This window comes from Chryseobacterium taiwanense, from assembly GCF_000813825.1.
GTDB classification, from domain to species: Bacteria; Bacteroidota; Bacteroidia; order Flavobacteriales; family Weeksellaceae; genus Chryseobacterium; species Chryseobacterium taiwanense.
In genome coordinates, this window is the sequence record NZ_JWTA01000004.1 from 210,315 (window position 1) to 231,778 (window position 21,464).

General features: G+C 36.3%; 13 protein-coding genes. 1 reads left to right on the forward strand and 12 read right to left on the reverse strand.

All coding sequences use genetic code 11. The features are described 5' to 3' along the window. Positions 1-135: 135 nt before the first annotated feature. Entirely contained in the window at positions 136-1,470 is a 1,335-nt protein-coding gene (locus tag RM51_RS04535) for a T9SS type A sorting domain-containing protein (protein WP_165584984.1), read from the forward strand. 48 nt (positions 1,471-1,518) lie between these two features. On the opposite strand, the gene RM51_RS04540 is transcribed toward RM51_RS04535, so the two are convergent. From RM51_RS04540 to RM51_RS04595, 12 genes are all read right to left on the reverse strand, one after another. Next, positions 1,519-3,555, reverse strand: coding sequence for an alpha-glucuronidase (locus RM51_RS04540; RefSeq protein WP_039365595.1), 2,037 nt, complete (start codon positions 3,553-3,555; stop codon positions 1,519-1,521). Between the two features lie 141 nt (positions 3,556-3,696). Further along, positions 3,697-4,668, reverse strand: a complete 972-nt coding sequence (locus RM51_RS04545; protein ID WP_039365597.1) for a glycoside hydrolase family 43 protein — start codon at positions 4,666-4,668, stop codon at positions 3,697-3,699. A 153-nt stretch (positions 4,669-4,821) separates the two neighbouring features. After that, the gene (locus RM51_RS04550) at positions 4,822-5,937 is read right to left on the reverse strand and encodes an endo-1,4-beta-xylanase (protein WP_039366423.1); all 1,116 of its coding nucleotides are present in this window, start codon (positions 5,935-5,937) and stop codon (positions 4,822-4,824) included. Positions 5,938-5,947: 10 nt separating this feature from the next. Beyond that, on the reverse strand, positions 5,948-7,390 hold the full coding sequence (locus tag RM51_RS04555) for an MFS transporter (protein WP_039365599.1): 1,443 nt from the start codon (positions 7,388-7,390) through the stop codon (positions 5,948-5,950). A gap of 102 nt (positions 7,391-7,492) precedes the next feature. Further along, positions 7,493-9,400: a sialate O-acetylesterase gene (locus RM51_RS04560; protein WP_084110944.1), complete on the reverse strand. Its 1,908-nt coding sequence runs from the start codon at positions 9,398-9,400 to the stop codon at positions 7,493-7,495. 79 nt (positions 9,401-9,479) lie between these two features. Beyond that, positions 9,480-11,189, reverse strand: coding sequence for a GH35 family beta-galactosidase (locus RM51_RS04565; RefSeq protein WP_039365600.1), 1,710 nt, complete (start codon positions 11,187-11,189; stop codon positions 9,480-9,482). 587 nt (positions 11,190-11,776) lie between these two features. Beyond that, positions 11,777-12,850, reverse strand: coding sequence for an aldose epimerase family protein (locus tag RM51_RS04570; protein ID WP_039365602.1), 1,074 nt, complete (start codon positions 12,848-12,850; stop codon positions 11,777-11,779). A 37-nt stretch (positions 12,851-12,887) separates the two neighbouring features. Then, entirely contained in the window at positions 12,888-15,413 is a 2,526-nt protein-coding gene (locus RM51_RS04575; RefSeq protein WP_039365605.1) for a glycosyl hydrolase 115 family protein, read from the reverse strand. A 21-nt stretch (positions 15,414-15,434) separates the two neighbouring features. After that, positions 15,435-17,126 (reverse strand): glycoside hydrolase family 43 protein, encoded by a 1,692-nt coding sequence (locus RM51_RS04580; RefSeq protein ID WP_039365607.1) that lies wholly within the window; start codon positions 17,124-17,126, stop codon positions 15,435-15,437. 189 nt (positions 17,127-17,315) lie between these two features. Next, positions 17,316-18,131: an SDR family oxidoreductase gene (locus tag RM51_RS04585; protein ID WP_039365609.1), complete on the reverse strand. Its 816-nt coding sequence runs from the start codon at positions 18,129-18,131 to the stop codon at positions 17,316-17,318. Between the two features lie 117 nt (positions 18,132-18,248). Further along, positions 18,249-19,427, reverse strand: coding sequence for a mannonate dehydratase (gene uxuA, locus RM51_RS04590; RefSeq protein ID WP_039365611.1), 1,179 nt, complete (start codon positions 19,425-19,427; stop codon positions 18,249-18,251). A gap of 93 nt (positions 19,428-19,520) precedes the next feature. Continuing rightward, positions 19,521-21,458, reverse strand: a complete 1,938-nt coding sequence (locus RM51_RS04595; protein ID WP_039365613.1) for a RagB/SusD family nutrient uptake outer membrane protein — start codon at positions 21,456-21,458, stop codon at positions 19,521-19,523. Positions 21,459-21,464 lie beyond the last annotated feature (6 nt).

Here is a 21,464-nt window from a genome sequence, read left to right on the forward strand (position 1 = left end):
TAAATTTGTTATGATCTCTTTCACAAGAAAAACAAAAGAAAATTCTCTTTTAACATTTCTAAAAAATCATAATAATTTTTGAATATATATAAATCTACCAGTATGACGAAAAACTCTTTTCTATCATTAAAAAAAATGTTTCTTATCGGCGGAATAAGCTTAACTTTTTTTTCAGCCAACGCCCAAACTTGGGAAAGTGTAGGAACTCCCGGTATTATCTCAGCGGGCAGTTCCAGCTATAACAATCTTGTGATTGACAACTCCGGAAATTACTACGTTTCTTATTATGATCTTTCCGTATCTAAAGCTTCTGTTCAAAAATTCAATGGCTCTTCATGGTCTTATCTTGGTGGAGCTGCAGGAATAACTTCCGGAACGGCAACCTATAGTGCATTATCTATGGATGGAATCGGAAATCTCTACTACAGCAATCAACTTGGTTATCCGGGAACAGGAATGGAAGTCAGAAAGTTCAGCTCAGGAGCTTGGTCTCAATTAACTAATGCTACCACAGCAAGTGTGAATTATCAGGCAATTGCTGTTTCTTCAAATAATACCTTATTTTCCTATAGTTCAGATGGTTCCGGTACTGTACGAAGATATAATAACGGAACTTGGGAACAAGTTGGAAATGCAGGATTTTCCACCGGAGCTACTTTTGCAGAAATGGTGATCGGTTCAGACAACAATATCTATGTATGTCATGTAGCAAGTGGTGTTAAAGTCTATAAAATAAGCACTACTGCTACGAGTTCTGATACATGGACTTTAGTAGGCGGAAATTCTGTAGGTACTGCTTATTCTTCTGATAATTCGTTTTCAGATATAGCATTAGACAGCTATAATGTTCCTTATGTGGCGTATGTTTCCAGTACCGCTGAAGGAAGAAAGCTTAATGTAAAAAAGTTTGATGGTACTAACTGGGTGCAAATTGGAAACGCCAACTTTTCTGATTCTGTAGTTAATTATACTTCACTAACGGTATCTTCGGATGGTACGCCTTATGTTGCTGCAAGTATATGGGACAGCAGCAATGCCAATCATTCCAAAAATCAGGTATACAAATATAATTCGGCTACAACAAGCTGGATAAAAATCGGAGGAGATATTATTTCAGACGGAGCCGCTACTTTCAATGATATTGCAATAGATCCTGTAAGTAATACTTTAATACTTACCTATTCTCAAAGCGGGATTATGGTAAAAAAGCTTTCTCTTACGAATCTTTCAGTACGAGATGTTCAAAAAGAGAATGTAGGAATCTATCCAAATCCAACCTCAGGAATTATTCATTTGCAAGGTGAACAAAGAATAAAATCAGCACAGGCTTATAGCATTACTGGACAATTAATTGCTTCTCCCACTACAGAAAATACCATTGATATTTCCAATACTCCAAAAGGAACTTATCTTATCAAAATTCAACTGGACAACGGAAAAGAATTGACCAAAAAAGTGATTAAAAAATAGTATTAAAATGAAAAAAGCTGTTCCATTTTTTTTGGAACAGCTTTCTTATTAGTTATGATGTTTAAGATCTAATTTAATTTTTTTCAAATCCTCAAGTTCATGAACAGGACGTTCAATTTCATAAGGAATCGGCATTTTTGAAAAAGTCTGGAAATACAGCAGACAAGCATCTTTCCACCAAACCGCGTCTCTTGCCTGAATTTTTAACCTTGACTGAACTTCCGTAAATCTTTGTTCATCAACATATGGCTGCATTTTATCCCATAATTTCTGATAATCTCTTACATTTTTCACCCCCGTATCATATTTGAAACACAATTCCTCCCACAATGTTTTCCCATCGTTCATCTGGTAATTCCATGGTACATGATGAAACCATAAGATCAAATTTTCAGGACAGGTTTTGATGTTTCCATAGATTTCATTTAACGGAGGAAAATATTGTGAAACCGCGTTACTTCCGGTTTCCGTTCTGTCAAATCCTATTCCGTTTGCATCAGCTTTATGATAATAAACAGGTGACCAATCAGGTCTTCCACCTTTGTAATCTCCCCACGGTTCTGGGCCATAATGATGTCCGGAAGCAAAAATATGGTGCAATCCTAAAGGCATAATATAATCTACCGTCGTTTCTCTTGAAGAAAGCATCATTTCTTTTACAGGATTCAAGAAATTTTGGTCGTCTGTAAACGTCATTTTAATCCACTCATCCGCAATCTGCTCAGAACTTAATTCATGATTCCATACTAATCTTCCGAAAGCATACCAATTGGCCTGTGCAAAATGATTTCCCGTCCAGTTTTCATCTTCTCCGATATTGGCAACTCCCGCAATCCCTGTAATTTTATTAGGTCTTAAAGTTCCGTCTGTGATTTTGGCAATCGTAGAGCCTTTTCCTTCAGAATAGGTATCACTTTCCAAAGTTTCTTTAAACAATGGAGCCAAATACACCAAATGATTGGAAAAGCCAAGATATTCCTGTGTGATCTGAAATTCTACCATCTCCGAAGTTTTCTTTAAAGCTCCGAATAACGGATTAAATGCTTCCCGAGGCTGGAAATCAATCGGTCCATTCTTGATCTGAACAATCACATTATCTCTGAATTTTCCATCCAAAGGAACGAATTCCAAATGTGCCTGTTTTGCGCGGTCTTCTTTACTCGGACTGTACACAAAAGCTCTCCACATTACAATTCCGCCATAAGGTTTCAATATATCTGCCATCATATTGGCCCCGTCTGCATGCGTTCTTCCGTAATCTTGCGGTCCGGGTTGTCCTTCTGAATTGGCTTTTACCAAAAATCCTCCAAAATCCGGAATCAGTTTATAAATTTCAGAAGCTTTTTCCTTCCACCACTGCTGCACATTTTTATTCAACGGATCTGAATTTTCCAGTCCACCCAAAACTTTAGGTGAAGAAAAATTAACCGACAGATATACTTTAATTCCGTACGGTCTGAAAATATCAGCCAAGACCTTTACCTTTTGTAAGTAATCTGTACGTAGCATATTAGGCGAAGCATTCACATTATTCAAAACCACTGAATTAATTCCGATTGAAGCATTTGCTCTTGCGTATTCTTCGTATCTCGGTGAAATTTTGTTCGGCAAATCTTCCCATTTCCATAAAGAATGTCCAGCATATCCCCTTTCGATGGTTCCGTCTAAATTATCCCAATGATTCAGAATTCTTACATCATAAGAAGGTTTTTCTGTAATATTTAATTGAGAAACATCAGATTTCGTTTGCTGAAGTCTTAGAATATGATACACTCCATACAATAATCCACTTTCTTTTGCTGCTGAAATAATGATTTTATCTGAATTCGATTTTATGGTATAGCCATCTTTCAGATTCTTTAACGATTTTTCTGTCCGCAATTCAATGGTCTGACCTTGCCAGTAATTCATCAATTCTTTCTTCGCAATTTCAATCGTTGGGTTTTTACCTTTTGAAATAATTTTATCCGCAGAAATACCGGTTTTTGCGTTGGGAAAACGAAGCCACAATTTACTTCCGTCTTCTGCAAAAAACAGGAGCGGAAATAAAAGAAAGATCAATAAATACCTTCGGAAATTGTTCATAGGAAAGTTTTTCTGATTTGTTATTTTTATTAATTTTTCTCTCGCAGATTATGGTGATTATGCAGATGATTGTGTTAAAAAATCTGCATAATTTGCTAAATCTGCGAGAGATCAAAAGTCTTCTAGCTTATTGATTTTTAATTAATTATCGACCAATCCTTCAATTGTTTTGAAAGTTCCGTCTTCATTATACTCCAGTTCCACCACTTTCATGCTTCGAAGCCAGGTTCTTCCCCCACTCGGAACGGAATCATGGAAAAACAAATACCATTTTCCTTTAAATTCTACAATACTGTGATGTGTCGTCCATCCTACAACTGGAGTCAAAATCACTCCTTGATACGTGAAAGGTCCGTAAGGATTATCCCCAATCGCATAACATAAAAGATGGGTATCACCTGTAGAATAAGAAAAATAATATTTCCCATTGTATTTGTGCATCCATGAAGCTTCAAAGAAACGATGTTCATCTCCATGAAGCAGAGGATTTCCATTTTCATCAAGAATTAAAACATCTTTTGGCTCTTCAGCAAATTCAAGCATATCTTCACTTAATAGAGCCACTTTTGACGGAATTGCAGGTTCGTTATTTTCAGGAATTACAGCAGATTCCAACGCTTTGTTATTTCTGTACCGTTGCAATTGCCCGCCCCAAATTCCTCCGAAATATATATAATGTTTTCCGTTTTCTTCAAAAATACAAGGGTCGATACTATAACTTCCCATCATCGGGTGTTTTTCAGGAACAAAAGGGCCGTAAGGTTTATCGCTCACCGCAACCCCAATTCTGAAAATATCATTTTTATCTTTCAATGGAAAATACATATAATATTTCCCGTTTTTGTACGCTACATCACAATCCCAAAGCTGCCTTCCCGACCAAGGAATATCTTTTACGGAAAGGACTACGCCGTGATCTGTAATTGCTCCGTTTTCCACGTCATCCAAAGAAAAAACATGGTAATCATTCATATCGAAATGATCGCCGTTATCGTTTTCTTCAATACCGCTTTCGCGATCGTGAGAGGGATAAATGTAAAGTTTCCCTTCAAAAACGTGAACGGATGGATCTGCCATGAAGTCGTTTGGAAATAGATATTTTGAGTTGTTCATTATATTTTAAGTTTAATTTATTTTGAAATGTTTGCTTTATAGTGAAATATTTCATTCATCTATTTTTTTAATCTTTCGCGAATTTTGCAAATTTTGCAGATGATTAATTGTGTTAAAGAATCTGCGTAATCTGCTAGATCTGCGGGAGAAATCTTAATTACTTTCTTCTACCAGTTTAATCAGTTTTCTGACAATAGGCTTTGCTTTAAATTGACGGTCAAAAAGTAAAGGATAATCCGTTCTGCCTTTAATTGGAAAGTCGTTTTTCCAGGATTGATTATCACTTACTCCCCACAGAGTTACTCTTCGAATATTGTCTTTATGCTTTAAAAACAAACTGAAAAAATCTTCATAACGATTTTCCCATTGCGTCTGAACTTCTTTTGGAAGTCCTTTTTTATAAGGGTTCATTTTTTCGTCATAAGCTACTTTATCAGCAATATTCGCGGAAGTTCCCCACGGTGAAGGAAGTGCACTGATATCCAGTTCTGTGATATTTACTTTTACGCCACTTTCTGCGTATGCAAGAATCGCTTTTTCATATTCATCTATAGAAGGCGTATCCATTCCAATATGAGCCTGCATTCCTACTCCATCAATCCGGATTCCTTTTGATTTTAAATCTTTAACTAACATAGTGACTCTTTTTACTTTTCCTGGATGCCATTCATTGTAATCATTATAATACAATTCGGCATTCGGATCTGCTTCCTGAGCATATTTAAAAGCTAATGGAATAAATTCTTCACCTAAAATTTCATAAAACTTAGATTTTCGGTAAGAACCATCTTCCAAAATAGCTTCGTTCACTACATCCCAACCTTTCACTCTTCTTTTGTATCGGGAAACAATGGTTGTGATATGATTTTTCATTCTCTGTTTCAGGACTTCAGGAGAAACATTTTTTCCATCTTTGTCTACAAAAAACCAATCGGGAGCCTGAGAATGCCAGATCAGCGTATGACCAATGATGAACATTTTATTTTTTTCTCCAAACTCAACGAATTTATCAGCATCTTTAAAGAAAAACTGTCCTTCCTGAGGTTGCAGATACATCGATTTCATACAGTTTTCCGCAACAATAGAACTGAATTGTTTTTTAATGATCTCTACCGATTTTTTATCTGTTCCGTTAATTTGTTCCAGATTCATCGCTGTTCCGATGTAAAACTTATCCTGATAAGCTTTCTTCAAAGAACCTTCCGACTTTTGAGCTGTTACATTCGAAACAGCTAAAGTCATTAAACCTAATAAAATGATACGTTTCATATTCATTACTTTATTTTCTTCTTTCTGCTAAGTCTTTCTCAATTTCCACTTCCATTTTCTTATTAATTTCATAAAAGAAAAGAAGTCCGCAAGCCAGAAAAAAAGGAATAGCCGGGAAAACACTCACCAGCATTTTTGCTCCTGTTGCTACCGTTTCAGGTTGAACAATATGCTGATTTCCTGATGCGGAAATATATCCGTATTTTCCAATAATTGATGCCACTAAAGCACTTCCAATGCTCAATCCAACCTTTAAACCCACCATCATTGCAGAGAAAATAATTGCCGTCGCTCTACGGTTGGTTTTCCATTCTGAATAATCGGCTACATCGGCAATCATCGCCCACAAAATCGGTGTGCTGATTCCATAGAAAAACCCGTGACAGATTTGCGATAAGAACATCAAGCCGACAGATTTCGGAGGATAGAAAATAAAGATTAAAACGAATAGTGTAGAAATGAAAAGCGATGCCATGAAAACGTCTCTTTTTCCATATTTATCTGCGAATCCCTTTGAAAAAGTGATCCCGATAATCATCATAATAATTCCACCGGCATTAAACAATCCGAAACCGGCAGATTTTGCGTCTTCACCAAAGAAATTCATTCCAATAGAGTTAAAAAATGAAGTAATGGGAGAAATGAAGTTTTTTAAAGCCGTTTCATCTACATAATTATTAAAATAGTAAACATAAGAACCTCCTTTCATCGCCAGAGTAATGAAAATCAACGCCGTAACGGAAAGCATAATCAGCCAAGGTTTATTTTTAAATAGATCTTTTAAATCTTCTTTAAAGCTTGACTGCTGCTCCGGTTTAGGAATAATTCTTTCTTTCGTTGTAAAAAAAGTAATTAATAGCATAACAGAACCAATGATTGCCAACCAAGTCATTACGATTTCGATTCCGATTGCTTTATCACCATTTCCAACTGATAAAATGATAGGCAACATGAACACCTGCACAAAAAACTGTGAGAACATCACAGCCACAAAACGATAGGAAGAAATACTGTTTCTTTCGCCCATATCTCCGGTAATTACCCCACTTAAAGCAGAATACGGAAGATTATTGGAAGCATATAATAATAGCAATAGTGTATACGTTATCGCTGCATATATCATTTTTCCTTTGTAAGAAAAATCTGGCGTACTGAAAGCCATCAAAGCCGCAATTCCCAGCGGAACGGCAGAAAACAAAATCCATGGACGGAATTTTCCCCATTTGGTTTGCGTACGGTCTGCCAAAGCTCCAATCAAAGGATTGAAACCAAAACCTGCGATTAACCCAACAACCAAAGTGATAATTGAAGCGTCTTCGGGTTTTAAGCCATAAATATCTGTGTAGAAATAGGCCAAATAGGTCACCAATGTCTGGAAAACAAGGTTGGCTGCCAAATCACCGAGACTGTAGCCTACTTTTTCAATGACTGATATTTTTTGAGAATTGCTCATATAGTTTTATTTTATTTTTTTAACGCTAAGAGCGCTAAGATTCTTTTTATATTATTCTGTATATTTTTAAGTTCGCAAAGGCGTTTCACTTAGCTAAGATTCTTAATCAGTAGCGAATGGTGAAGCTGGAATTCCTTTTTTATTTTTCAGATTGGCATCTTGGGGATTATCTGCCCAAGCGTAACGAACAGCTACAGGATTTTTAATTTCATCATTCCAGACGATGACTTTATTTCCTTCTGTTTTTGCATTTGCCCATTTGTAAATTCCGTTGTTTCCTTTTATAGCAAAACCTTTTAATTGTGAAGCTTGTGCAAAATCGTCAGTTCCTTTTTTAAAGGTTAAAATGATTTTATTTCCTTCAATTTTCATGGATTCGTAAACGGGTCCGTCTGCAATAATATTCTTATCAAACAACGCTTTTTCTGCCTGAAGAGCCAGCCTTTTTCCCACTTCTTTTTTATTGAGCGGATGAATATCATTCCATTCACCGACATCGATGGTTACCGCAAGTCCGGTATTAGGAATAGTTTGAGAAACTTTTCGTTGCTGTTCTCTTAATTCTGCCCAATTGCTTTCAACAGGTTCGGATTTTGTCTGCATGAAATTCGCCAGCTGAACAATGAAAAAAGGCAGATCTTTCTGATTCCATTTAGTTCTCCAGTCTAAAATCATCGTTGATAAAAGATCCTGATATTCCTGTGGTTTTGCCGTATTACTTTCTCCCTGATACCAAAGAACAGCTTTTATAGGATATTGAATAAGAGGATTCAACATAGCATTGTACAATCCTGTAGGTTTCCAACGGATGAACGTTTGTCCGGGAGCAGGACGATCCATCATAGCTCCTACTTTATATTTCCATTCTCCTTTTAAATCAATTTTTTCGGAACCGATTTGCAGGAAATAGTCTTTATCTTTTATAAATTCCCCTTTTCCGCTTCCGTTAGTTATTCTTACCGTGATGATATTTTTACCTTCTTTTAAAATTCCTGAAGGAATGTCGTACCAACGCGGAGGATATTCGTAGGTAACATTTCCTACTTTTTGCCCGTTAATATAGGTAACATCAGCATCTTTGATTCTTCCTAAATTGAGAAATGCAGCGTTTTCATCCGCTCCTTTCGGAAGATTAATTTCTTTTGTGAACCACACGGAACCATCAAAAGGTTTTTCCAAATCTTCCCAAGAACCGGGTACATTCATTTTTTTCCAGCCAGCATCATTCAGATCGAATTTTTCCCAATGGTTTTCAATTCCCGGATCAAGCTTCTCTAATTCTGCATACCAGTTATTGCTCAACGTTTTTTCTGAAGATTCGGTTTGAGAGATCAGATCATCACTTTTCCATTTTTCAGCTTCAGAAATATATTCAGGATATTTCTTTAATGTATTGACATCCATCCAAGCCTGAACCGGAGATCCACCCAAACTTGAATGAAGAATTCCTACCGGAATTTTATTGTACTGATACATTTCTTTTGCGAAAAAATAGGCAACTGCTGAGAAATTATGAACAGTCTGAGGATTGGTTTCTTCCCAAATTCCACCGTCCAGATCATTTTGTGCTTCTTTAAAGTTATATTTCTGAGGAACTGTAAAAAAACGGATATGGGTATTATTGGCATTTACCAATTCCTGAGGATACAATGTTTTGACTCTTCGCATCGGAAGCTCCATATTCGACTGACCTGAACATACATAAACGTCACCAATCAGAATATTTTTTAATGTAATTTCATTAATCGTCATGGTAAAAGGTCCGCCTGATTTCATTTTCGGAAGATCTACTTTCCAGTTTCCTGATTTGTCGGCTACTGTATTATATTTTTTATTTTGAAACAGGATTTCAACTTTTTCTCCTGAATCAGCCCAACCCCAGATTTTTAAAGGTTGATCACGCTGCAAAACCATTCCGTCTGAAACTAATCGGGGCAGTTTAATTTTTGCATCAATGAAGGATATGCTGATGAAAAATAATATGATTTTGAAGAATTTTGTTTTATTCATTTAGATAGGTTTTGGCTAAAGCCTTTATGAATTGTTTTTTATTTCGTAAACGGGCTAAAGCCCGTTTCTATTGACAATCTTATTGATATTCATAGAGTTTCACATGAAGAATCTGAAAATCATCAACACCAATTCTGACGTGTCTTCCCTGATGCGTTTGGTCACCATTCAATCTTCTTACATACTTAAATTTTCCATTTCCATCAATACTGATTTCATCTACAGGACCGATTCCTGCTCTTTTTCCGCCATTCCAGGAATTTTGAGCCTGAGATTTTCCTCCTTGAGCCGCAAAACCATCTTCTCCTAAGTCTTTTGCCTGAACTTCTTTTTTCTCATTTTCTTTTTCAAATTCTACCACAATTCCGCTTCCGGCAATGATGTATTCGTCTTTTGTCAATCTCAGAATCAATCCGCCTCCTTCCGGCCAAACACTTCCGTCTTTTGCTCTTGGATCCCATGGAAGCGAGAAAAAATGTCTTGCTGTAATTTTTAAATCGTCAAAATTGATAATTCGTTCGGGATTTTTCTGGTCGAAAAGCAATCCTTTAGATTGTCCCTGTCCTTGATATTTCGCCAATACAGGCATCAATTCTTTTAATTTTGAATAGGCTTCTGATAATCTTTTGCTTCCGGCTTCAGAATTATTTTCAATAGAAAACGGACTGTATCCAATGGCATCATGTTCTCCGAACGCATAAAAGGCCTGAACTCCATTATTTTGTGTCATTTTAATTTCCGGGACAAACAAAGGATTGTTGTGAAGCTTATATTTTGAAGACCACGTTGTAAACTCTCCATCATATAAATCAGGAGAAATCATATCTATACTTGGTGCTCCGGCATGCCAAATATCAATCAGATGCGCTAAAGGTCCTCCTGCAGGATATTCTCCAGGCTGTCTGTTTCTGCTGTTCATCGCAGCATTTACATATAAAGGAATGTTGTGAATGGAACGGGCAGTTTTTGCCAGTTTTTCTACATATTGAGCATAAGAATACGCGGTAAATAATTCGTCAGTATATAAATCATTTCCGAAGATTTCCTGCCAGTTTCCTTTTGTTTTAAAACCTTGTTTTCCCCATTTTTCGGATAATGAAGGATGAAGCTCTTTTTTATTTTTTGTCAGGAATTGTATCAGATTTGCAGAAACCTGTGCATTAAAGATTGTATTGGCCTCTTTCGAATAGTCTCTTGCACCTTCCAGCATTCCGATTTCATTTTCCACCTGAATCATCACCACCGTTCCCTGAGACTGATCAACGGAAGCAATGTGTTTCATTAATTCTCCAAAAGCCTTATTGTCTGCATTCAATACGTTTTCGGAAAAAGAACTGGCAATTTCCATCGGTTTTCCTGCTTTTGAATAGGCTCTAGGATATTTTTTATAGTCTTTTTTAAACCAAAGTGGTGCATAACATGACATTGAGTTTTTCCAGGCACCAAACCAAAGGAAAACAACTTTCAGATCATTTTTTCTAGCCTGATCAATCGCTTTATCAATTAAACTGAAATCAAATTTTCCTTCTTCCTGCTCGATCAGATCCCAATATGCCGGAACCAAAACCGTATTCAGTCCCATTTTCTGAAGCTTTGGAAAGTCTCGTTCAATATCCTGAAATGAGGAAGCCGAAGAATTTCCCAATTCTCCTCCTAAAATAAGAAACGGTTTCTGATCAACCACAAGCTGTGTTGCAGTTCCTTTTTTCTGCAAACGAGGCTTTTCCTGAGCATTCGCGAGAAATGACAGAAAAACACCTGAAAGAACCATTGCTTTATTCCAATTCATAATAAGGTTACTTGATTTTAACAATTTATCGTATTTCGATAGAATTATTTTATTTGATTTATTATTTAAAATAAAATGAGTTAAACTTTAAACTATTACCAGTAATAATTGATTCTTAAACACAATTTATTTTCAACATTTCTAAAATAAAAGAAAGTATTTATATACAAAACATTTTCAGTTTTTACAGCGTTTAATCGCTTTAACAATGGAGATGATTTCATTTTAAAATAAGAGCTAAACACATTACCTTATCATAAAAAATAAGAATACCTTTTTATTCTAAAAAATTCCTTTTAAAAAGCAATTAACCTTATATAAATATCTACTGAAAGTTTTGAAAAAATATTTACTATTCCTATTGATAACTTATCGTATTTTTTAGGATAAGCTTAAAAATTCCTACCTAAAAATTTTCTGTTTATCAATCATTAAATTTTAACATATTTTTAACACTAAGTTTATGTATTTTTAATGTGTTTTTAGAGGAAAATCAAATAATAAAGTCATATTTTTTTCTCCCAAAAATTCACTTACAAGCTATATTTCTTGTGTTCTTAGAAATTTAAACAGTTATTAGAAGAAACTTAATCTTCCTCATCATTTCTTACAGAAAATTTATAGATCGTCTGAGACTGATATTTTTCTCCTGGCTTTAATTCTGTCGAAGGAAATGAGGATTGATTCGGAGTGTCCGGATAATGTTGTGTTTCTAAACAAAATCCTGTTCTTGAAGCATTTTTCCCGCCTGTTTTCGTCTCATATTTTCCGTCCAAAAAATTCCCTGAATAGAACTGAACACCCGGCTGATCAGAAATGACTTCCATAGCTCTTCCTGTTTTCGAATGATATACTTTAGCTATCGTTCTCAAGCCTTCTCCGTTCAATATCCAGTTATGATCATATCCGTTTGCTTTTTCCAATTGAGCATCCTTTTCATCAATATCTTTCCCTATTTTCTTAAAAGTGGTAAAATCGAAAGGGGTTTCTTTTACCATTCTCTTTTCTCCCGTTGGAACTGACACATCATTAATGGGTAAAAACTGATCTGCATTGATCTGTACTTCATGGTCAACAATCGTCTTAGTAAAATCTCCTGAAAGATTAAAATAAGAATGATGAGTGAGGTTAATCACGGTCGTTTTATCAGTCGTTGCTTCATAAAAAATTTCCAAAGTATCGTCATCTGTAAGAGTGTAGATCACTGTCACCAATAATTTTCCGGGAAATCCGCTTTCTCCGTCTTCACTTGTATGAGTAAGCTTTAATGCAGAAAATTCATTATTTTCAATAGGTTCTACATTCCAAATTTGGGTATGAAAGCCATTTCGTCCTCCGTGAAGGCAATTGGAATTGTCATTCTTATCAACAGTGAAAACTTCACCTTCAAGACTGAACTCTGCATGAGCAATTCGGTTGGCATATCTCCCGATCAATGCACCGAAAAAATATCCGTTATCATTGAAGTAGTTTTCAGGTTTTGTAAAGCCTAATACAACATCTTCGTATTTTCCATTTCTATCCGGAGCAGTAAGAGAAGTGACAATTCCTCCATAATTGATGATTTCTGCCTGCATTCCGTTTTTATTGATGAGTGTGTATTTCTTGATTTCATCGCCATTTTTCGTTATTCCAAAATCTGAAATCTGAATCGTTCTCATTGTTGGGTTTCTTTTATATTATACTATTAAGGGTAAATTATTGTTCAAAATCACTTTCTGGAGCTCCAAGATAAGAGGGCTTTAAACCTCCTGTATCAATGAGAATTTTTTCTAAAACAATTCCGGAATCTAATACACGGAAACGCAACGTATGTTTTCCCGGTTTCATGATGGTATGTTTTGTTATTGATTTTATAATGTGCTCCGACTGCCATTGTCCTAATTCTCCGCGATAATTTCCGTTGAAGTTTACTATCTGTGGCTTTTCGCCGTCAAAAGAGATTTCATAACGAAGTCCTTTGTTGCTGTTAAAATTAAGAGTCGGGGCTAATAACAACTGGACTTCAAAAGTTCCTGTAGAAGAAAAATCTACATCATATTCAACAAAAACATTTTCATTTTCTTTGGGAGAAATATTTTGTGGAAAAGTTGTAATTCCGGATAGCGTTTTCCCAAAATCAGGAATAACTTTCCATTCAATCTTCTCTGTTTGATTTTTGCGGGAAAAGTGTTCAGCTTCCATGGAAATATAACCGTTCCTCTCTTTAAATATCTTATTTTTTGTACTTTCTTCTTTCGAAATATAGATGACTTCAGGCATTTTATCTTTTTCAGGCTGCTGCCAGTTTTCATATCCAATTCTGGTCTGATCCATCATATGCTGCCATTTCCCTCCGGAAATTTCGTTATTATATTGATGTTGAAGAAAAGTATCATAATCGAAATTCTTCTTTACTTTATCCGCAAATTCATTTGCTTTTACGTCTTTTCCGGAAGCGAGCTGTTTATTTTTAGCAACGTTAAAATACATTTCATACAAATTGCTACACGCATCGATCGGATATAAAACCAATTGAAAATAGGCATCTTTATATTCCTGAGGAATTTCGTTATAAAGCCTGTTTGCATCAAGAGCCAATTTTTGGTAATCATTGACCACGGTTTCAAATTCATTGTAATTTTCAAGGCTGTATGTTTTCCAGTCTAATGTTTCCGGGGTCACTCTTCTATTGTATTTTGCATAGAGATTGATCATTCTTGCAATCTCTTTGGAATATTGAGCTCCAAATTGTTCAGAAGCCCATTTTTCTGTATACTCGATAAGATTTCCGGCATTAAACTGTTTCGGGTTCCAGGCCATATCTAAGAAAAAACTGGTAGGAAATTCCATTGGTTTCAAATCGCCTACATTAACCACCCAAACTTTGTCTGCCCCATGTTCATAGGTCAGATTCATCTGTTCCCAAACTCTCTGAATCGGGCTTATATTGATCCATTTAGAATTTCTGGGTCCGCCTACGTAATCAAAATGATAATACATTCCGTATCCTCCTTTGTGTAAAGGTTTTGACAGATCGGGAAGCTTGCGGACATTTCCCCAATTATCATCACAAAAAAGCAAAATAACATCATCAGGAACTCTCATTCCTTCATCATAATAGTCCTGAACTTCTTTATACAGCGCCCAAACCTGCGGTGTTTTTCCCGCTTTTTTTCCCGTCGTTTTTTCTATGATTTTCCTTTGGTCATTTACAATTTTCTCCAGCAAAGCAATATTGGTTTTATCTCCCATTGCTTCGTCACCGTCTCCGCGCATCCCCACTGTAACCAGCTTTTCCCAGTTTTTACTTCTTTCAATCCCTGATTTCCAGAACTGTTGAAGAACTTCAGAATTTTTAGAGTAATCCCAGATATTCGGCACATTATTCTTTTTAATATAGCGATGCCAATCTGTTTGTGCTAAAGCCATAGGTTCGTGATGAGAAGTTCCCATAATAATTCCCATTTCATCGGCTAAAACTCCGTTTTGAGGATCATCGTCATAGAATGCTTTTCCCCACATTGCAGGCCATAAATAGTTTCCTTTTAATCTTAAAATCAGTTCAAAAACCTTTTCGTAAAACTGAGCATTAATTCCTCCGAAAGTTGCTCTTGCCCAGCTTCCCAACGAAGGTTCTTCATCGTTTAAAAAGATTCCACGGTATTCTACAGCCGGTTCTCCATCGGTATAAATTCCTTTTTTAAAATAAAGGTTTTCAGATTTTTTTACCGGAACATCTGCCCAATAATTCCACGGAGAAACACCTATTTGTTTTGAAAATTCGTAGATTCCGTAGATCGTTCCGCGTTTGTCACTTCCTGCAATTACGATTGCCTCAGAGATTCCGTTGAAATCTTTTATATTCTGAATAATAAATTTTTCTTTTTTACCTTTTAAGTCTTTTTCGTTGATTTTTTTCTTTTTGATCAATTCATCAATTACAGAATTTGTTCCGATTGTTCCGATAATCATTAACGGAGATTGAGAAGTCGAAACTTGATTTAAAAAATGGGGAGAACTTCCTGTTATTTTCTGAAAATCAGTCTGAAGATTGTGAATCGCTCTTATAATTCCTTTATCCGCTGTTTTATCAAAAAAAATAGAAAGCTGGGTAGATTTTTCTTTCACAACCATTACGTCTGAACTTTTTTCCAACATAATAAACGGCTGCGCAGATTGAATCTTAATTCCGAAGAACAGAATTAAAACCAGCATTGTTATTGACTTTGATAAAGAATTCATAGCATCTGATTTTCTGAATTATTATAATTTAATATCATTTGAAGAGGTTGCATACAATCCAATCAGGCTTCCTGTAAAACCGCCTGCAACATCCGTTGATAAAATATCTCCGGAAACATGACCTCCAAGATTGGTAAAGTTTTTCCCATCCAATGAATAATTGAACTGATAATCATCTCCACTGGCAACAACCTGAAGCTGTATATTTTTTAATAATGAGATTTTTTCACTTGAAATCAGGGTTAAGTTTCCTTTTTCAGTTCTTTCCAGCACGATGTAGAAATCTTTGTCTTTTTTCGTAATTCCAAAGACATAGTTGAATTTTTCATTCTGATAACAAGTAATTCCCGCTAACTCTTTTTCTGATTTTGGTTTGAAATCTAAACTTACCGTTGTTTCAAAAGAGGCATGTTGCTGCCTGTGAAATAAAACCGACACAGGAGCTTTTGCCTTAATGTTTGTAGAAAAAGGATTGATCTTCACTCCATTTTTAGTTAAAGAAATAAAGTTTTCTTTAGGCGCTCTCATGGCAATCCAACGATCATCCAGCGAAGCGTTTTTTAAAGGATCTGTAAAAGTGAAATTTCCATTGGGAAAATAACCGTTTTGTTGGGTAAGATTTTTAACACCATCCGGCATTTTTAATTTTGGCTTCATCGGAACCAAACCATTCTGAAAAACAGGATACGTTCCGCTCCAGTCAACGGGAAGAATAAAGGTTTCCCTGCCTGTATTCACACGGCTTTTTTCATTGGGACGAACGGCTAAGAAAACTCCGTAATATTTCCCATCGGGAGTTTCTACCAGGTCAGCATGACCTGCCCAATCCACTTTGTCTTTTCGGTCTTTAGGAAAATATCTCTGGGTCAAAATAGGATTGTTCCCTGCCGGAATAAAAGGACCTTTCGGACTGTCACTCATAAAGATAACTTCACTGTGATTGCCTCCTGTCCCTCCTTCTGCACACATGAGGTAATATTTTCCGTTTTTCTTGTATAAATGTGGTCCTTCAATCCAGATCGGTTTTTGAGTAATATCTACTCCCCCATTGACAATAATTTTATCTGAACCTGCAACCACCTGATCTTTTTGCAGATCATATTCCCAAATTTTAATTACTCTGTGACCGCTGTACTGTTCGGTTCCTTTTGGTGGAGCATCATTGTGAACAATGTATGCTTTTCCGTCATCATCGAAATAGATAGAGGGATCAATTCCGTCAAAATTCAGTTTCTGAACTTCGCTCCACCCTTTTTTGGGATCTTTTGTCTTTACAACCATATTTCCGATTCCACTGGCAATCTGTGTGGTAATCATATAGAACGTATCGTTGTATTTGTTATATTTAATATCGGGAGCATAAATTCCTTCGGAAACTCCCGCTGTTTCCACTTTCAATTGTGATGGTCTGTCCAATACATGACCCATCTGTTTCCAGTTTACTAAATCAGTAGAATGAAAAATCGGAACACCAGGAAACATTGAAAACGAAGAATTTACCAGATAGTAATCATTTCCTTTTCTGGTAATACTGGGATCCGGATAACATCCCTGTAAAATCGGAGAATAGAATTCATCTTCTTTGAGGGGATTCTCCGTGTATATTTTATCGTTTCCTTTATAGGTAAAATCTGAGAAAACCTGAGCCGAATTATTTTCGGATAAAAATAAGACAGCCGCTGCCAAGAAAGATTTTGTAAAATGATTTCTCATAGTATTTTACGATTATAAATAAAGAAAATTTAGTTTACATTTAAAATCACTTATTTCTAGATAATCTTTCATTTTTACGTTGAAATAAGTGAAATAGATTTAATTCAAACCTGAAAAAAAACAAGGCCAAGTCAAGCAAAAAAATGAATGACCTCGTTCGCTAACTATATAAAATTGATTGTACCTTTTTTAAACACCACTAAAAGCACTGAAACCTCCGTCAATCGGAAGCAAAGCACCTGTAATGAAGCTTGCTGCATCCGAACAAAGGAACTGTACTGCACCGTTGAGTTCTTCTGCATCACCGAAACGTCCCATCGGAGTTTTTGCGATCACCTTTTTGCTTCTGTCCGTTAATGAGCCATCCGGATTCAATAAAATTGCCCGGTTCTGATCTCCTATAAAAAATCCCGGAGCAATGGCATTTACACGGATTTTATCTCCATATTTCAAAGCTAAATCTGAAGCCAACCATTGGGTAAAATTAGTAATTGCAGATTTTGCGGCAGAATATCCTGCCACTCTTGTAATCGCTGAATAAGCTGCCATTGAAGAAATGTTGACAATACTTCCGCTCCCGTTTTCTGCCATCACTTTTCCGAAAACATAGCTTGGATAAACAGTCCCATTGATGTTGAGATCGGTCACCTCATCCCATCCGTTCATATTCATATCGAAAAAAGATTGGTCAGGAGATAAGGTTGCTGTGGGAATATTTCCGCCCGCGATATTTAACAGAATGTCGATTTTACCGTATTTTTCAATGATTTTTTGGGAAGCTGCTTCTAAACTTTCAATGTTCATTACATTAGCTTCCACAGCAAATGCATCACCGCCAGATTCTGTCAGTTCTTTAACACGGGCATCCAAAGTTTCCTGATTTCTTCCCAAAGCCACCACTTTTGCTCCGGCCTGTAAAAAACTCTTCGCCAAACTTCCTCCTAAAACACCGGAAGCTCCGGTAATCACCGCTACTTTATCTTTTATGCTGAATATTTCGTTCATTGTTATGAAATAATAATTAAATAATATTGAACCCTATCGGGTTCGTTGAAAATCGTATTCTGTTTTCCATAGGTTTCACCTACGGCTATTAGTTTTGAACCTTTCAGGTTCTGTTTGCTAAAGATTTTTGGACAATTCGTTTTGAATGGTCGCCATAACACCATCAAGCTGCCCCAACGCCAACATCCTTCCCAAAAAAGAATAACCAGGATTATAACCTTTATCCACCTCATCGGACAATAATCTTCCGTGATCCGGACGCATAGGAAGCGTTGGGTTTTCTGTTTCAAAAACACGGATTACATCGATTAATTTTCCTCGACCTTTCAAATGATCAGCTTCGATAAAATCTCCGTTATCAAAAACTTCCGTGCTTCTCAGGTGTACAAATTTTGTTCGCGATGCGAATTTTTGAGCCAATTTTGGAACATCATTATCCAAATTAGCACTTAACGAACCTGTACAAAAAGTTAAGCCGTTATGGGAATTATCTACTGCCTGTAATATCCAATCGATATCTTCTTCGTTGGTTACAATTCTTGGTAATCCAAGCAATGCAAACGGCGGATCGTCGGGATGTACACACATTTGGATGTTCCATTCCTCGCAGACAGGCATTATCTTTTTCAGGAAATATTTCATATTTTCACGAAGCTTATTTTTATCAATCCCATCATACAAAGCCAATAAACTTCTGAAAATAGCGACAGGATTCTGATCTCCTTCTTTAATATTACCATTCACAAAACCCTGAGTCTTCACAATAATGGAATCAATAAGATCGTTCTTATCTGATTCCGTCATCGTTTCGTTCAAAGCCTCAACTTTGGATAAAATTTCTGAAGTATAATCTTTTTCCGCACCTTCTCTCTGAAGAATATGGATTTCGAAATAGGCAAATTTTGCTTTATCGAAAAATAATGATGAAGAACCATCTTCCCAAGGATGGAAAAGATCCGTTCTTGCCCAGTCTAGCACCGGCATAAAGTTGTAACAAACCGTTGTTACTCCTGCTTTTCCTAAATTTTCAAGACTTTTTATATAATTTTCAATTAATTGATCTCTGTTTTCACCGCCATATTTGATCGCTTCACTTACGGGAAGGCTTTCCACAACCGACCATCGTAATCCGTGACTTTCGATATAGTTTTTATATTCATTGATGGCTTCTAAAGACCAAATTTCTCCATTCGGAACATCGTGAAGTGCTGAAACAATCCCTTCCACCCCGATCTGACGAAGCATATTCAACTGAATCTTGTCTTTTTTACCAAACCAACGCCATGCTTTTTCCATAACTTTTTTTAAATTTTAAATTAAAACAAAGCAGGAGGGCCGAATCTCCCACTTTGTTTCTTAAATATGAATGTGAAAATATAAGTGTTATTTTTAATATCCCGGATTTTGGTAGGCTGCCAATTCTGCTCCACTTAAATCCAACCTTTCCATCTGGCTTTGCGGAATAGGTCTCAGATATAAATAATTCGGAATTGTTCTTGTATACGTTTGCGGAGTATGAGCTCCTACTGCAGTTCCTGAAATCGAATATGTTTTTGCTACATCTCCCCATTTCTGCGTTCTTACCAAATCGTGCCATCTTAATCCTTCTCCGAAGTATTCTCTTGATCTTTCCTGAAGAATGTAATCAATAGTGATTGTAGAAGGCGTTGCAGCAATCATAGCAGCACTGTTATCTTCTGTTTTAACAACATTTCCGTTGTTGCTCCATCTCCATTTCCCTGCTCTTGCTCTGATTACATTAATAAGGTCTCTTGCCGACATTGCTCCGCTTGCTCCTTTTACAGCAGCTTCAGCAGCTACAAAATAAAGTTCTGAGAATTTCGCAATCGGGAAAGGACGGGTAATTCCTCCATTGGGCTGTCCAAGTCCGGTTCCGTTATCTGTTCTGTAAGTCCCAATCTTCCAAAGGTTTGGCCACATATATCTACTGATCCCGTTTGGAGAAACAACATAGTCTGCTCTACCCGGCAATACTCCTGCTCCTACATTGCTTTTGTAAGTCGTGTTTGAATAATCAATTGCCGTAGCTGGTTCTTCATCCAAGAAAGTAAGAATTGCATCTCCTTGTTTTACAGGTAAACCATTTGCATTATAGAGTGTTTGATTGGTAAGCCCGGCTTTATTCCAGTTTCCTCGTAAAACATATGCAAATGTTCCATCATATCTAGAGTCTAATGTTTTATCAGCAAAAGTATTTTTAAATACTTCGATTGGAGGAGCCATACATTTCCACGGTCTTCCATATGCTTGTGCTGCTTCTCTCTGTACAGATCTGGCACTTGTTCCCGTCCATTGTGCATTTTGAGAACTTTCCAAGAATGTATAATCCCAAGTTACCATCCAAGCTGCAAAATTTCCAGGAGAAGAACCTGTATTATAAGAATGGCTAGAACCATCATAATACTCACTAGATTCTGTATGATCCGCATATAACATCATTTCGCTATTTCTATCTTTACTTCCCAGATTTACATCATAGTAAGTAGATTGTAAAGAATAACTTCCGGGGTTATTGATTCCTTCAAGTGCTACATTATAAGCCTGCTGAAAATACCATTGCGCATCATGACCATTGGGATCAACTCTGGCAACTTCTGGATAGGTAGGTATATTATTGGGGTTTTGTAACCACCAACCGTATGAAAGATATGCTTTTGCCAAAAATAATCTCGCTGTAGTTTTAGTTACAGTACCTGTTAACCTAGGAGAAGTAGGCAAATCTGATATTGCTTTTAAAAGATCAGGAAATATTGCTTTTGTATACACTTCCGATACTGTATTTCTTTTTGATAATCTGGACGGAGTAATATTATATACTAACTCTCCTGAGCCTAGATCTAAAGGTACACCTCCAAATGTCTGAACAAGATTAAAATAATCAAACCCTCTGAAAAAGCTTGCTTCTGCCAATAGACTACTAGCGACCCCAATTCCAGGACCTTTTTCTAAAATACCATTTGTTGTATTGATATTTCTAAATACATTATTCCATAATACATCGGATCTGCTGCTGGAAGGTGTCACCTGACCGACACCGGTTAAGTCAAGATCTTTATAATTGGCATCTGCACCATGACCGTATGTATATTCATCGGTACCTGTTTCACATGCATTCAACCAATATCCATTTCCATAAATATAGCGCATATCTGCATATAATGATACAATTCCACTATTGATTCCGTCTGCAGTATTATAATATTCTGGCGTAAAGCTAGTACGCGGCGTTTCTTCTAAAAGATCTGAGCAGCTTGACATCGTCAAAGCAACTATAGCAACATTTGCTAATATTCTTAATTTTTTCATGAACTG

Coding starts and splice junctions, on each gene's coding strand:
- RM51_RS04535 (WP_165584984.1), top strand. CDS start 136: ATGTTTCTTATCGGCGGAATAAGCTTAACTTTTTTTTCAGCCAACGCC.
- RM51_RS04540 (WP_039365595.1), bottom strand. CDS start 3,555: ATGAACAATTTCCGAAGGTATTTATTGATCTTTCTTTTATTTCCGCTC.
- RM51_RS04545 (WP_039365597.1), bottom strand. CDS start 4,668: ATGAACAACTCAAAATATCTATTTCCAAACGACTTCATGGCAGATCCA.
- RM51_RS04550 (WP_039366423.1), bottom strand. CDS start 5,937: ATGAAACGTATCATTTTATTAGGTTTAATGACTTTAGCTGTTTCGAAT.
- RM51_RS04555 (WP_039365599.1), bottom strand. CDS start 7,390: ATGAGCAATTCTCAAAAAATATCAGTCATTGAAAAAGTAGGCTACAGT.
- RM51_RS04560 (WP_084110944.1), bottom strand. CDS start 9,400: ATGAATAAAACAAAATTCTTCAAAATCATATTATTTTTCATCAGCATA.
- RM51_RS04565 (WP_039365600.1), bottom strand. CDS start 11,189: ATGAATTGGAATAAAGCAATGGTTCTTTCAGGTGTTTTTCTGTCATTT.
- RM51_RS04570 (WP_039365602.1), bottom strand. CDS start 12,850: ATGAGAACGATTCAGATTTCAGATTTTGGAATAACGAAAAATGGCGAT.
- RM51_RS04575 (WP_039365605.1), bottom strand. CDS start 15,413: ATGAATTCTTTATCAAAGTCAATAACAATGCTGGTTTTAATTCTGTTC.
- RM51_RS04580 (WP_039365607.1), bottom strand. CDS start 17,126: ATGAGAAATCATTTTACAAAATCTTTCTTGGCAGCGGCTGTCTTATTT.
- RM51_RS04585 (WP_039365609.1), bottom strand. CDS start 18,131: ATGAACGAAATATTCAGCATAAAAGATAAAGTAGCGGTGATTACCGGA.
- uxuA (WP_039365611.1), bottom strand. CDS start 19,427: ATGGAAAAAGCATGGCGTTGGTTTGGTAAAAAAGACAAGATTCAGTTG.
- RM51_RS04595 (WP_039365613.1), bottom strand. CDS start 21,458: ATGAAAAAATTAAGAATATTAGCAAATGTTGCTATAGTTGCTTTGACG.